Below are 14,759 nucleotides of genomic sequence, written 5' to 3'. Positions count from 1 at the left end.
ATGAACTTTCATGATTACTACGCAAAAGCGGATCGCCCCGTCGAAACCTGTGTTGTCGGCACCGGCGGTTTCGGTCAGAGCTTCCTCGCCCAGGCGCAGCGGGTTCCTCTGATGAATGCGCGGATAGCCGTCGATCTCACTGCCGAGAGTGCGGTATCAGGATTGAAGGCCGCTGGCATCGATCCGAGAAAGATCCAAATCTGCGAGTCGGCGCGCGAGGCGAAGGTCGCATGGGAGCGCGGAGACTACATCGCGACTAAGGATCTCGCGCTCGTGTCGGATCTTCCTTTCGATGTCATCGTCGAAGCGACCGGGCGGCCGATAGCGGCAGCCTGCCATGCCGTCATCGCTGTGGAGGCCGAAAAGCACCTTGCGCTTGTCACGAAGGAACTCGACAGCGTCGTGGGGCCCGGTCTCAAAGCGCTCGCGGCTGAGCGTGGCCTCATCGTCACGACAGTCGATGGTGACCAGCCGAGCTTGCTCATTGGTCTCGCCACCTGGGCCGAGGTGATGGGCTTCCATATCGTTGCCGCCGGCAAGTCAAGCGAGTACGATTTCGTGTTCGATCCTGCGACCAGCCGCCTCATCAGCAATGAGCGGTCTGCAGGCAACGTGAATTTGGGGCCTCATTGGGCTCTCGGTGGACGCGATGTTAGCGAAATCCTGGCTGCCAGAAGCAACGCCATCGCCGGTTTCCCGCAGCGAGCCGTACCGGATTTGTGCGAGCTCATGGTCGTTGCGAATGCCACAGGTCTGCAGCCGGATCGTTTCGATCTCCACGCGCCTCTTGCGCGCATCAATGAAGTTCCTACGATTTTCTCGCAACGCGAGAATGGCGGCATCCTTTCCGGAGACCGACGCCTCGACGTGTTTCACTGCCTGCGCAAGCCCGACGAGATCAGCTTCGCAGGCGGCGTCTTCGTGGTCATTCGCTGCGACGATGCGAAAAGCTGGGACATGCTGGCCCAGAAGGGGCATATCATCAGCCGGACGGGTTCAACCGCCATGGTATTCCTACCGCGCCACCTACTTGGGCTTGAGGCAGCCACGAGCATCCTCGACGCCGCGATTCATCAGACCTCCAGCTATGGCTCCGACTATCGCCCGCGTTACGATCTGGTCGCTGTCGCCACCGAGGACTTGCCAGCCGGCACGACCCTCTCCATGGGAGGGCATCACCATACGATCTCCGGTGTCACTGCCGAGTTCCGACCCGCTGGGTCGCTGGCTGCGACAGCCCCTGCCCCGTTCTACCTCGCTGCCGACTGCCGGCTGACGGCACCGATCTCCAAGGGGCAGGACATCCGGATGAGCGACCTTGAGATGGATGAAACATCGGCGCTGTTGAGGCTCCGCCGGGAACAGGATACGCGCTTCTTCGGACATCGGGCCTAAGAGCGGCCCAGGAGTGTATGTTCGATGGCTTTCCTCTCCCTCCTTCGACCCGACCGCTTCACCATTGCCCTTGTGGCGACGGCCATCATCGCAACGGTTCTGCCGGCGACGGGAGCTGCCGCCCCTATTCTCAAGATGGTCATCGTCGGCTCGATCGCGCTCCTGTTCTTCCTTCAGGGAGCCCGCCTTTCGCGGCAGGCCATCATCCAGGGGGCTATCCACTGGCGCCTTCACCTGATGGTGTTTGCCGCGACTTTCATCCTGTTTCCAATTCTGGGGCTGCTCACAAAGACCTATCTGCAATCATATCTCGCGCCCTGGATCGCCTTGGGCATTCTTTACCTTTGTCTTCTCCCATCCACGATTCAATCTTCAATCACGTTCACATCGCTCGCCGGCGGCAATGTCGCGGCTGCCGTATGCAGCGCGTCGGCGTCGAATGTCCTAGGAGTTTTCCTCACCCCTCTCCTCATGGGTCTCTTCATGCAGACGCAGGGAGGGGTATCGTTCGAGGCCATCGGCGAGATCGTCCTGCAGATCCTCGTGCCGTTCTTGATCGGCCATCTCATGCGTCCCTGGATCGGTCGATGGGTGGAGAAACAGCGAACACTCACCGGTATCGTCGACCGCGGCGCAATCCTGTTGGTCGTGTATTACGCCTTCGGGGAAGCCGCCATTAACAATCTATGGCACCAGCTGGAGCCGAAGGACATGATCCTGGTCGTTGTCCTCAGCTGCGCGCTCCTTGCTACGGTTCTGGTGATCACAACCATGGCAAGCCGCCTCTTCGGCTTCTCGCAGCGGGATGAGGTCGCCATTGTATTCTGCGGCTCCAAGAAGAGTCTCGGCAGCGGCGTTCCGATCGCCAGCATTCTCTTTCCCGCCAGCATGATCGGGGCGATCATCCTGCCTCTGATGCTCTTCCATCAGATTCAGTTGCTTGTTTGCGCGGTCCTGGCGAGAGCCTATGCGGAGCGAACTGGTCGGGAACCATCCACTACGGAACCTACCGGCTAGGCTAACCGGCAGTATACAAAGCCAGATGGGATCAGTCTGACTTCGGTTCGATGACTAGCTCGAAGGTGACGCAGACTGGATTGTCGCCTCGCACGACCTCACCTGCGAAGATCCTACCCTGCATGTCCACGACGTCGATATCGAGGCTTGCCCTTGGTGATCCGTCGATGGTCGTCACCGTGCCCGTGCGGATTAGCACCTCGGTAGCATGGGAATCGACACGGGCTCCATTATTGAAGCGGACCTCGTTCAGGCTGCCGACTCCATAGAGACTTGCCGCTTTGATGCCGTGTTGCAGACAGATGGCTTCGATGGCGAGGCAGACATCCGTATTCGGCCTGACTTTTGCCAGCAGCACATGAGGATGTGATGCCGTTGCCGAGTCTTCGAAGACCGGCACCGGTTCGAACAATGTGAAGTTCGTCTCAGCATCCGGTAGCGCCTTGAAGGCAGCGGTTCGTGATCCGATTCCGGTTACGATGATCGGCTCCGCTACAATTGTAGCTGGTCCCAGCATGTGGCCCATTTGGCGGCCGTCGCTGGAATTCCAGATCCCGTGACAGTGAATGAACGACTTGCCGTCACGCCAGCCGACGATGGCACAGGCGCGCTCGATATTGACTGGACCGGGAGGTGCAAATGTTTCGCTGTACCAGGCGGCATGAAGAGCGTCTGGAGATGCAGCCGGCATGACGAACTGAAATGGCTCGCATCGCCCACCGTTGAATTCCACGAACCCGCCGACGCACCCGAAATCCGAGAATCCCCTGGCAATCGCTACATCGACAGGATGACCCGGCTCAAGGGTGAATTTCAGCGGGATGGACGACCCGGCAATGGCGGCTGTGCGCTCGGGAGATATGGGGCCCGGGTGGCGAATTGCTCTCAATGTCATACCTTACTCACGGGCAACATGCGTAATCGTCAACGAAACTCCGATACGGCGCAACTCTGACCGCCGTCCACAGGCAGACAGACGCCTGTAATGAACTTCGCCTCGTCGGATGCCAGGAAGACAGCAGCATTCGCAATATCCCAGGCCGTTCCCATTTTCCCGAGAGGAACAGCTGCGTCACGAGCAGTCACCATCTCTTCTACGGAGGCATATTGCCCGGAAATCTGCTTATAGATCAGCGGAGTATCGATGAGACCAGGCATGATGCAATTGGCCCGGATGCCTTGACGGGCATACTGCATGGCAATGGCAACGGTTGCCTGGTTTACCGCCGCTTTTGTCGCGGAATAAGCGAAATAAGGATAGCCGGTCCATCGGATCGCTGCGAGCGAGGATAGGTTGACAATCGCACCTCCGCCCCGGCGCAACATGTGCGGAATGACCGCCTTGGAGGTTCGGTAGATCGGCCCGATGTTGAGATCAAGCGCAGCGGCAAACTGTTCCTCGCTTAACTCGACGGGGCCGCCCATATGGGTCACTCCGACATTGTTGTGAAGGATGTCGAGCCTACCGAACTCCGCAATCGCCTTTTCGACCGCATTATTGATCGAGTTCAAATCCGTAACGTCGGCCGATATGGCCAGAGCGGTGCCGCCCTCGCTGCCGATGATAGCAGCTGATTCCTCCGCGGCGGCCTGGATGAGATCGATGCAGACAACGCTAGCGCCCTCCCGGGCATAGGCAACGGCGGCCGCCTTTCCATTTCCCCATCCCGGCCCGGACGATCCTGCCCCGAACACGATGGCAATCTTGTCCTTTAGACGCTCACCCATCTTGACCTCATCCATGCCCATTACCGAGGGTAGCTGAAGGGCTTGGTCCTGGATCAAGAATGCCTGCGATGGAGAAGCCGCCATCGACACAGATCGTCTGTCCGGTGATGTAGCTGGACTTGCGCTGATCGAGCAGGAAAACCGCCGCCCCGGCAATCTCATCCGGCGATCCGTAGCGGCGCTGAGGCACGATCGTCATCCAGGCCGCGCGCACTTCGGGAGTATGAACCTCCTGAACGAGCGGCGTTTCAATTGGGCCGGGTGCGATAGCATTCACGCGGATCCCAAGAAAAGCCAGTTCGACAGCCATGACCCTCGTCATGGTGATGACACCGCCCTTCGAAGCGCCATAAGCTACGCGCCCCTTGTTACCCATGACGCCGGACACGGACGCAACATTGACAATGGAGCCCCCTCCCCGTGTCTGCATCAGCTTTGCGGCTTCGCGTGACACGACGAAACTCCCGATCAGATTGACCTCCAGCATCTTCCGGAACAGCTCGACGCTGGTATCAAGAACAGGCACGTCCCGACCGATTCCAGCCGAATTCACAACGCCCGTGATTGGTCCGAACTCGGCCTCGCACGCCGCAATGGTGCGGACAACCTCATCTTCGTCCGCGACATCCATCCGCTCGAAGCGGACGCGGTTATTGGACGGTGAGAGAGTATCCCTGCAGCGGTCGAGATTCTTACGTTCGAGATCCGCCACGATGGCCCGCCAACCTTCGGCCAGAATAGCTTCAACGACTGCAAGCCCGATGCCAGAGGCCCCTCCAGTCACGAGCACCGTCTGCTGCTGAGCCATGCTTCCCTCTCTCCTCAGGATCGACAAACACTTTTCTGTGGCGCACCAGATGCCTTGATCTCAGGTCGTGCCCGATAATGGCAGGCAACCGCGAGCCTCCAGCTCCGCCCGAATATCTTTCTTGGTGATCTTGCCGTAGGCTGATCTCGGCAGGGCTTCCCAAAAGAACACACGCTTTGGAAGCTTGTAGCGAGCGACTTTGCCCTCCATCCAAGCCAGGAGCTCGTTCTCGCCGACATCCGCTGCCGGTTTCAGGACGCAGACGGCTACGCCGACCTCACCCCAGGTCCTATCCGGCACGCCCAAGATGGCAACCTCCGCGATGTCAGTGTGTGTCAGGATCTTCTCTTCAATCTCACGCGGATACACGTTCGATCCGCCCGAAATGTACATGTCCGAGGCGCGACCGGTAATGTAGAGATAGCCTTCTCTGTCCACATGCCCCAAATCGCCTGTCCGGAACCACCCATCTCGGAAGGCTTTCGCATTGGCCTCCGGGTTATTGTAATACCCCGCGAATACGGCCGGACCGCAGACGCAGATCTCTCCTGTCTCGCCGGATGCCAACTCATGTCCCTGCTCGTCCTGGATCGAAACCTGCATACCGGTCCGCTCGTAACCGCAGGTCCCGACCTTTACATCCGGACCATCGTCGGGCTCGTGGAGCGCCGGCGGAAGCACGGTGATGCTTCCAGTGACCTCGCCGAGGCCGAAATACTGGACAAGCACCTTTCCCAGCTTCTTGAGGGCATGCTTCTGGTCCTCCCGGTACATGGGGGCCCCGGCATAGATCACATAGCGGAGAGATGAGTGATCGTATTTGTCCACGGAGGGATGCTCGGTCAGCATCTTGACGATGGTGGGAACGGTAAAAAGATTCGTAATCTCCCACTGCTCGATGAGCCTCCAGGCTTCATCGACATCGAACCGCTCGCTCGAGAGGAGCACGGTTTTGGCTCCGCGCGCCACCTGAGTGAGTTGATGAACACCCGCACCGTGTGACAACGGTGCCACCACAAGAGATGAGTCCTGATGCGTGGTCCCTGGCATCAGATCGCAGAGATGGTTCGTCACCACGAAGGCCATCTGGCCATGGGTGAGAACGGCGGCTTTGGGGCGTCCGGTCGTGCCGGACGTGAAAAAGAACCAGCATGGATCATCATGCCTAACCGACGCTATCGGCGCACTCTCGCCCGAGTATCGTGCGACAAGTGCATCATAGTCGTCACCGAACTCCGAAGTCCCGATGGAGACCACGGATCGAATACTAGGAACCGCCTCTCGCACTGCTGCGACATGCTCGGGGAAGTCACGATGGCAGATCAAGACCGAAGCGCCACTTGACTGAGCGAGATAGGCCACCTCATCTGGGGTTTGGCGAAAATTCGTCGGCACCCAAACGGCGCCCAACTGGAAGCATGCGAACATGGACTCAAACATCTGGTTGCAGTTTTTGGACTGCACCAGAATGCGGTCACCTTTGCCGATTCCTTCTGCGGACAAGGCCGCCGCCATGGCGTTGACACGGCGGGCCAGATTGCCCCACGTCCAGGCCGCATCGCCCCAGACGAAACCAATCTCGTTTCCGTGACGTCGGGCGACCTGATGCAGGAAATTGGACAGGTTCATGACCCGGTTAGACACGCGTCCGACCCCTCCTGCGGGAACCTCAGTAGAAGCAGTCATCTATGGTGCTCCCTGAGACAGACAATGACAGCACGTGCCATAGTTGTATTCCCTTTACCGAACACGTTGAGCGCTCTTCCTCACGAGTCTGAGGAGGCAGTCAGAGGAAGGCCGTCGAGATCCACGGTACGGTGGCAATGATCACGAGACCGATAATGAGCGCCACGAGATAAGGCCAGATCGCGCCGATAGCCTCGTCTGGCGAGACATTGCCGATCTTGCAGGCAAGATAGAACCCGATGCCGATCGGTGGCGTCATCAGACCGATATTCATCGCGGTCACGATGACCATGGAGTAGTGAATGTCGTTGATCCCAAGGCTCTTCGCGATGGGGAACATGAGCGGAGCCATCAAAACGATAGCCGGAAGCCCTTCAAGCACACAGCCCAGGACTATGAAAACGATGATGGTCACGGCCATGAAGGTGATCCGGCCGCCAGGTAGCCCCGTCATGAAGGACGCAAGCCCCTGAGCGACGCCCGCCTGTGTGATCGCCCAGGCCATGGCAAGGGCGGTTCCGAGGATCAGCAGGATCGATCCGGTGAGCGCTGCGGTTTCGACCAGCATGCCGTAGAGCTTGCGCCAGCCGATGCCTCCGTAGAGAACGATGCCCACGAACAGTGCATAGATGACAGCAATGGTCGACACCTCGGTTGCCGTCGCAATACCACCGGCGACCGTGCTCCGAATGAGAAACGGCAAAACCAATGCAGGGGCGGCGACGAGCAGCGTGCGACCGATCAGAGAAGCCGGTGCCCGACGAACACCTTCCATGCTCTCACGACGGGACTTCCAGCGCGCCAGAATCGCGAGGACCGCGAGCAGAACCATGGCGACAACGAAACCGCTGGTGAAAAGACCGGCAATGGAGACCCCTGCGACAGAACCCAGAACGATCAGGACGATGCTGGGCGGAACCGTATCGGCCATAGCCGCGCCGGTCGCGAGAAGCGCGATCATCTCCCGCGGGCTGTGCCCTCGCCGCTTCATCTCCGGGAAAAGTGCCGGAGCGACTGTGGCCATGTCGGACACCTTAGATCCTGAGATACCAGACACCACGAAGAGTGAGCCGAGCAGCACGTAGGACATGCCGGCACGCACATGACCGAGAAGCGACGCGAGAAAATCGACGATGGCCTTGCCCATCCCTGTCGCATCGAGGATGCAGCCAAGCAGAACGAAAATCGGGACCGACAGAAGAATGATGCCGGACATGCCTTCATCCATCCGTCCGATCATGACGAAGGTCGGGACCTGAGTGGCGAAAGCCAGATAGCTCAAAGTGCCTATGCCGAAACAGAAGGCTATGGGCACACCGGCCGCAAGGCAGACTGCTACGAACACGACCAGGAACAGAAGGATCTTAGAGCTACCCAGCCTCAGGAGGGACGGTGAAAAAAACCAGAGCGCAGCGGTGATTGTGGCGATCAGGAGAGCCGCGATGACGAGGTCGCGCCATAATGAACTTTTCAGCGCATACATAATTACGATTCCGAGCATGGCTACCATTCCGAAGGGAATAGCAGCCACGCGGAAGGTATTTGGAATATTCAGTGCAGGCGACGTGATGTACCACTCCTCTAGAGCATAGTCGAAGGCCGGAACCATCAGGAAGAGAAGGAAGGTCGCGATCACCAGGAGGGCAAAAGCCTCCATGAATCCCTGAACCCGTTCAGGCATCTTGTGGAGGAACAATGTCAGCCTGAGATGCTCGTTGCGGTCGAGCGCGATGGCCGATCCCAACATGGCAAGCCACAGGAAGCAGATCGAGGCAACCTCATCGATCCACACAACCGGGAGTGAAAAGATATACCGGGATGTCACTCCGGCCAGCAGAAGTGTCACAATAATGACCAGCAGGCCGGATGCCACTATTTCAACAGGCTTCAGAAAGCGCGACCCCGCGCGAACCTCGTCACTTTCGGCAATGATGAGCGGTTCTGAGGCAGGGATAGCCTGTGCGGAGGATGTCATATCCAAACATTCCCTACGAGTTCCTATGACGTTGCGCGACCGAAGTAGCTATCCGTCATGGAAATTTCCGGGGCTCCTTCACTCCACGCGCGGAACCCCGGTATCCGAGCTTTAGGCTAGGGTGCCGACGGCACGCTCCAGCAGAGCCCATGCCTCGTCACCATACTTACCCTTCCACTCCGAGTAGAAGCCGGCTTTGCGCAGCTTGTCGCGGAAGGGTACAGGATCAGGCTGGTTGAATATCACGCCCTTGGTGGCGAGTTCCTGCTGAAGACCACCGTTCAGCTTGGCCACATCCTCACGCTCTTTCACGCCGGCCGTATTGATGTGCTTGGCAACAATCGTGCGTACATCCTCAGGCAGTCGCTCCCATGCACGCCTGTTCGCCAGGAACCAGAACCCATCCCACATATGGTTCGTCAAGGAGCAATACTTTTGGACTTCGTTCAGCTTCGCCGTGGAGACGATGGCGAGGGGATTTTCCTGACCGTCCACCACCTTGGTCTGAAGTGCCGTATAAACCTCGTTGAAGTTAATCGAGGTCGGGGCGGACTCGAAGGCCTTGTACATCGATGTCCAGAGGGGAGAAACCGGCACTCGGATCTTGAATCCCTTTAGATCATCGGGCGTATTGATCGGCTTCGTCGAGGACGTCGTCTGCCGGAAGCCGTTGTCCCAGATCTTGTCCATGGCGACGAGGTTGGCCTTGGCGATCTGCTGCCGGACATAGGAGCCGAGCTCACCGTCCATCGCTTTCCAAACCGTCGCGTAGTCCGGAAATGCGAACCCGATTCCGTTTATGGATGCCGCCGGCACGAGCGTGGACAGGATCAGGCCTGATAATGTGAAGAACTCGACCCCGCCCGAGCGCACCTGGCTGAGCGTATCCGTATCGGATCCCAACTGGCTGCTCGGGAAGATCTGGAGATCGAAACGGCCATTCGTCTCGGCCTTGATCGCAGCCGCCATTTCTCGCGCCCGGGCGTTCATCGGGTGCGAGTCCGGCAGGTTGTTCGCATATTTGTAGGTGAACTCAGCCTGCTGGGCCCGTGCAACAAACGGCGCTCCGATGACAGCACCGGCAAAAGCGGTCGAACCGACAGTGAGCAGCCGGCGGCGAGACAAGATCATGTAACCCTCCTGGTTGGGGCTCTTGGGATCCCCATGCTTCCTCAAAAATCAGGTCCACATCTCGGACCTTCTGTTATTAGTGGCACGCCACTTGCAGGGCGTTTTCGTTGGCTCCTAAGGAGGCACTCTGATAGTCTCTGTTGTCAATGGAAAATTGCTCTTTGGGAGCGATCCTCAACTCCCGGCCATTGAAGGTCCATATGTTGGAATATGGGAAGACGATTTCAGCCAAGATTGCGATCCAGGGGATCGACAGAGCGATCTCCAATGGAGCACAGGCGATCCACAGAGCTGCGACGCTCCTTCTGCTCGTTGGGAGAGCCGGGCCTTCCGGCGCTCGATTGTCCGAGCTGGTTGAACAGTGCGAACTTCCGAAGCCGACCGTCCGCCGCATGCTTCTCGCGCTGATGCGTGCCGGTCTTCTCGACCAGGATCTGGAGAGCAGGCGCTACTATCTCGGGTTGGAAATTCACGTTCTCGGAATGCTGGCGAGCACCCGTTTCGGCATCCACTCGATCTCTCTCCGCTCCCTTGTCAGACTCAGTCAACAGACCGGCGACACCGCCTTTCTCTCCGTGCCACGCGATGTCTACTCCATCTGTGTCCATCGCGAGGAAGGTCCGTATCCGATCCGTGTCCACGCTCTTCATGCCGGAGACCGCCATCCTCTCGGCGTAGGAGCAGGAGGCTTGGCTTTGCTTGCCGCGCTGCCAGACGAGGAGGTGGAGGAAGCTCTGACCGCTAACGCGGAGGTTCTCGCAGACAAGTACCCGCCCTTCTCGCCTTCTGTTCTCCGAGCCCTCGTTCAAGACACCCGCGCAAGAGGTTATGCTCTCAACCCAGGCATGCTCCTTTCCGATTCCTGGGCGATCGGCGTTCCGATCTCCGGATCGGATGGCCGCCCGATTGGCGCTCTTTCCATCGCGGCAACAGAAAGTCGACTGAGTGAGAAGCGCCAACGCGAGATCGCTCCGCTTCTCAAAAAAGAGGCCGCCTTGATCGAGGCGCGGCTATATGAGACCGACAACGGCGAAAAACAGTCGAGGGTCCGGTGAAACTATCGATAACGGCGTAGGATCTTCGCAAAGTTCTATAGGTCTTATAGGCCTCATCACGGAACCAGATCTCAAGGAGTGGCCAACGGCTGCCCTTAGCGATCTCTTCCAGACGCGTTGGGAAGTCTCTTTAGAAGCACCATGGCCGCTTCGCTCTTGGCATGATGGTGCAGCTGAGCCGAGATCTCACGGAAGTTCAGAACCCGCAGTTCACGACTGAGCCTCTTCTTGGAGATCTTGATCCGGTATTCGTCTCAGAACTACTGCATCAGGTCGGCCAGACACCATCATACTACGCCATGGATGGGTCGGGATCGACCGTTCTCAATCATCTTGCTCAGATGCTGACGATACCTGTCGCTCAAAATCGAAGGTTGGCCTGACGCCTTCCCGTCGAAAAGCCCATTGGACCCTCAAGCATTGAAGCGCAGCACCCAATCACGCATGGTCTGCACGCTCGCCCCGCCGCCCTCGGCCGTTTGGGTGCGGAGCATCCTTGCTTTGGCGCGCAAGATAACGCAGGCGAGTGGCATCGTAATTGATGCCAGAGGGCGACTGGAATGGACATAGCCCTCTCTCAGCAGAGCCGTAGAGCCTTCCCAGGACTGACAGTATTGAAGCGACAATTTAACATGGGTAAGTATGAGTTCTGTTTTTATGATCGGTAGAAATATATAGTTCGCCTGCCAATCGAGGTATCAGGTCGCACCCTATATTGAGGTAGTGGTTATATCCTATTGAGCGTTATTGCTTCTCGCTCAAACGTACCAATATAGTTTCTTGGATTATATATTGAGGGCGAACCAAGAGGTTTTTCCCGGGAGAATGCTTACGCTCGATTAGCTTGCCGAACCCTCTGGCTCGATTCTTAGCGAGATTGGTATCATGCAGCATCTCAATTGGAACGGCACCTTCATACTCGACACATGGAACGATGCTGGCAGCCCGGGTGACCCGCCAACCACGGCAGCAGGGGGGCAAGTACAGGGCATCAACAATACTGATACCTGGGGTGATGGACTCAACGTTTATGCGCTTTTCGGCACCGCGGATGCCGATATCATCTTTTTGGATAAATCAGGCTATGACACCCCGCGGTTAATCAATGTCACGCACATCAGCAGTGGCAGTGGGAACGATTTGATTGACCTGACGTCCACGCGCTTCACGTATGGAGCGGTGACACTCAACGGTGGGACCGGAAACGACTGGCTTCTGGCGAACTCGGGACGGGACCGTCTCTTCGGCCTGTCCGGAAGCGATCGACTGAAGGGTTATGGCGGCAACGATTACCTGAGTGGCGGGATCAACAACGATCATCTCTATGGCGGTCGAGGGAACGACAAGTTGATTGGAGGGTCAGGACACGACTATCTCATGGGCCAGTTCGGCAAGGATATTCTCTCGGGCGGAAGCGGCAACGACAGATTCGTTTTTGATGTCGCCCCCACCACGGCGAACAGGGACACGATTACCGATTTCTCCGTGAAGCACGATAGCATCCATCTCGCTCATTCAATCTTCACCAAGGCAGGCTCGAAGGGCAGTCTAAAGGCCAAGGCCTTCTGGAGCGGATCGGAAGCGCACGATGCGAGTGACCGGGTCATTTACAACGATGAGACCGGCTATCTCTATTATGATCCTGACGGAACAGGTGGCGCTTCCCAGAAGGCCATCGCGAAGCTTTCGAAGGACCTTGCGATCACGCACAAGGACTTCTTCGTCGTCTGAGTGGAAGAGCATCACTTATGATACTACATGTAGCAATTGAAACTCACTAGAGCGGATTTGCTTTAGGTAAACTCATATCCGCAGTTGCTGAGGTAGTTACGACATTCCGCAGCCGGGAAGCTATCGAGCAACTCGCCAATGGTGATCCAGAGCGCGTCCTTCGTTCAGGCGGCGGCCTTGCGCAGCAGCGCTTTGAGTTTGGCAAACACCTCCTCATCCTGAGCCTGTCGAAGGATCGATTGGGTTGAGGTCGGGCGAGTACGGCGGCAGGTAGAGCAGGCTGGCGCCAGTTGCCCGGATCATCTCCCGGATGCCCGCCACCTTGTGCGCGGCCAGATTGTCGAGCACCACCACGTCATCCGGCGAGAGTTCCGGAACCAGGACTTGCTCAACATGGGCGCGGAACACCTCCCCCGTCATCGGGCCGTCGAGCACCATCGGGGCAATCACGCCGCTCGCGCGCAGGCCCGCCACAAAGGTCGTGATCTTCCAGTGCCCCCAGGGCGTGGCGTCCACTACCCGCTCACCCTCGGGCCCCCAACCATAGCGGCGCGTCATCGTGGTTGTGGTGCCGGTCTCATCGAGAAAGACAAAGCGGCTGGGGTCCATATAGCGCTGCCACACCCGCCAACGCTGGCGCTCGCGCGCGACATCGGGCCGGTCCTGCTCGGCCGCCCGGAGTGTCTTTTTTGTGCCGCAGGCCGAACCGGCGCAGGGTGAGCAGGATGGTGGAGAGCGCCGCCACCACGATCCCGCGGGCTCTCAGTTCGGCTTGGATCTCGGAGAGCGTGATGCCGGACTTCGTGGCGATCAGGCTACGGAGCAGGTCCTCATGCGGCTCCAGCATCGGGCGACGACGCCCGCCAATCCGGTCAGGGGCGAGAGAGCCGGTCTTGCGCGCCCGCTGCATCAGCTTCACGGCAGCCGACGGGCTGACCTCGTAACGCGCAGCGGCCTGGCGGATTGAACTGCCATTGACCACAGCCCGGGCAATGCGCTGGCGAAGATCCTGAGAGAGCGGTGTCGTCATGGTGAGCCTCGCTGCTCACGCCCCCAGACACCACGGAATCAGACACGCCGATTCCGTTCAAGCCAAATCCGCTCTAGCATTCACGTCTGACAATATCCTTCATAAAGTTACTTATACCAAGTCCCCCTGATCAGAACCCGTATGCCCAATCACGCAAGCCGATGGACATGATGGTCCAAGGCTGGTCGACGAGCTTGGTCCAGGCCGCGCAGCAGTGATCGAGAATATCCGTGTAGGATGTGAAGATCCGGTTGGAGATCCAGTTCTCCCTCAGATACTGCCAGATATTCTCCACTGGGTTCAGCTCGGGCGCTTTCGCCGGCAGCGGCACCAGAGTGATGTTGGCCGGCACCTGCAGTTTGCGCGAGACATGCCAGCCCGCCCGGTCCAACAGCAACACAGCGTGTGCCCCAGGCGCCACCGCCTGCGCGATCTCGGCCAGATGCAGTGTCATCGCTTCGGTCGTGCAACGGGGCAGCACCAGGCCGGCTCCCTTGCCTTGCGCCGGGCAGATCGCCCCGAAGATGTAGGTGGAGGCGGTTCGCAGATCCCGCGGGGCCGAGGGACGGGTGCCGCGCTTGGCCCAACGCCGCGTGATCTTGTTCTTCTGGCCGATGCGCGCCTCGTCGGCAAACCAGATCTCTAGCGGCTTGCCGTTGGCCTCGTGGGTCGCGATTTCCGCCACACGCGCGGGGAAGTCTTTTTAAAAGCCGCCACAGCGGCATCGCTCTTGGCGTGATGACGCGGGCGGGTCGACAGCTTGCGATAGCCGAGCGCGCGCACTTCCCGGCTCAGGGTCTGCTTGGAGATCGGTACGCGGTGCTCATCCCAGAGCCACTGGATCAGATCGACCAGCCGCCAGCGCACCACCCCATGCACGGCCGGAAGCGGCCCGCTTTCGATCGTGGCGGCGAGGGCTGATCGATGGGCATCTGTGAGCCGGGAGGGCTGGCCCGGCGGCTTGCGGTCGATCAGCCCGGCCGGTCCCTGAGCATTGAATTTGAACACCCAGTCGCGCACGATCTGCAGCGTCACGTCTCCGACCCGCGCCGCCGCGGTGCGCGAGGCGCCCTCGTAGATGGCCGCGAGTGCCAGAAGCCGCCGTGCCTGGGGAGCATTCTTCGTCTTCCTGGCAAGCACCCGCAACTGGGGCGCATCGAAATCAGAGCGGAGTGGAATTGGCATGGCGAACCTCTCTGGTTC

11 protein-coding genes and 1 pseudogene are annotated in these 14,759 nt (G+C 58.8%); 4 read left to right on the top strand and 8 right to left on the bottom strand.

Features of this window, described 5'->3' with window-relative positions; translation table 11 throughout:
• Entirely contained in the window at positions 1–1,395 is a 1,395-nt protein-coding gene (locus JO965_RS13250) for an NAD(P)H-dependent oxidoreductase (protein ID WP_203439371.1), read from the top strand.
• 24 nt (positions 1,396–1,419) lie between these two features.
• Positions 1,420–2,412 carry a bile acid:sodium symporter family protein gene (locus JO965_RS13245; RefSeq protein ID WP_203439370.1) on the top strand — a complete coding sequence of 331 codons (993 nt, stop codon included), beginning with the start codon at positions 1,420–1,422 and terminating at the stop codon, positions 2,410–2,412.
• Positions 2,413–2,443: 31 nt separating this feature from the next.
• Here JO965_RS13245 and JO965_RS13240 read toward each other — a convergent pair whose 3' ends face one another.
• The 6 genes from JO965_RS13240 to JO965_RS13215 form a co-directional block, all read right to left on the bottom strand.
• Positions 2,444–3,307 carry a PPC domain-containing DNA-binding protein gene (locus tag JO965_RS13240; protein ID WP_203439369.1) on the bottom strand — a complete coding sequence of 288 codons (864 nt, stop codon included), beginning with the start codon at positions 3,305–3,307 and terminating at the stop codon, positions 2,444–2,446.
• A 29-nt stretch (positions 3,308–3,336) separates the two neighbouring features.
• Positions 3,337–4,140: an SDR family NAD(P)-dependent oxidoreductase gene (locus tag JO965_RS13235; protein WP_203439368.1), complete on the bottom strand. Its 804-nt coding sequence runs from the start codon at positions 4,138–4,140 to the stop codon at positions 3,337–3,339.
• Positions 4,141–4,147: 7 nt separating this feature from the next.
• Positions 4,148–4,948, bottom strand: a complete 801-nt coding sequence (locus JO965_RS13230) for an SDR family NAD(P)-dependent oxidoreductase (protein WP_203439367.1) — start codon at positions 4,946–4,948, stop codon at positions 4,148–4,150.
• Between the two features lie 60 nt (positions 4,949–5,008).
• A complete protein-coding gene (locus tag JO965_RS13225) occupies positions 5,009–6,634 on the bottom strand; it encodes an acyl-CoA synthetase (RefSeq protein WP_203439366.1) in 1,626 nt (541 codons plus the stop codon).
• A gap of 100 nt (positions 6,635–6,734) precedes the next feature.
• Entirely contained in the window at positions 6,735–8,609 is a 1,875-nt protein-coding gene (locus JO965_RS13220) for a TRAP transporter large permease subunit (protein WP_203439365.1), read from the bottom strand.
• 111 nt (positions 8,610–8,720) lie between these two features.
• Positions 8,721–9,740 (bottom strand): TRAP transporter substrate-binding protein, encoded by a 1,020-nt coding sequence (locus JO965_RS13215; protein WP_203439364.1) that lies wholly within the window; start codon positions 9,738–9,740, stop codon positions 8,721–8,723.
• A 200-nt stretch (positions 9,741–9,940) separates the two neighbouring features.
• On the opposite strand from JO965_RS13215, the gene JO965_RS13210 reads away from it, so the two are divergent.
• The gene (locus JO965_RS13210; RefSeq protein WP_203439363.1) at positions 9,941–10,795 is read left to right on the top strand and encodes an IclR family transcriptional regulator; all 855 of its coding nucleotides are present in this window, start codon (positions 9,941–9,943) and stop codon (positions 10,793–10,795) included.
• A gap of 885 nt (positions 10,796–11,680) precedes the next feature.
• Positions 11,681–12,526 carry a calcium-binding protein gene (locus JO965_RS13205; RefSeq protein WP_203439362.1) on the top strand — a complete coding sequence of 282 codons (846 nt, stop codon included), beginning with the start codon at positions 11,681–11,683 and terminating at the stop codon, positions 12,524–12,526.
• A gap of 62 nt (positions 12,527–12,588) precedes the next feature.
• Here JO965_RS13205 and JO965_RS13200 read toward each other — a convergent pair.
• Both JO965_RS13200 and JO965_RS13195 read right to left on the bottom strand, forming a co-directional pair.
• Positions 12,589–13,556 (bottom strand): annotated as a pseudogene (locus JO965_RS13200) (IS630 family transposase).
• A 130-nt stretch (positions 13,557–13,686) separates the two neighbouring features.
• Positions 13,687–14,741 (bottom strand): IS630 family transposase gene (locus tag JO965_RS13195; protein ID WP_203439361.1). Its coding sequence is split into 2 segments (ribosomal slippage): positions 13,687–14,255 and positions 14,255–14,741, totalling 1,056 coding nucleotides; the frame shifts between segments, so codons are not numbered across the junction.
• Positions 14,742–14,759: the final 18 nt, after the last annotated feature.

This window comes from Microvirga sp. VF16, from assembly GCF_016864375.1.
Lineage (GTDB): Bacteria > Pseudomonadota > Alphaproteobacteria > Rhizobiales > Beijerinckiaceae > Microvirga.
This window is presented reverse-complemented; position numbering and strand designations above follow the sequence as displayed.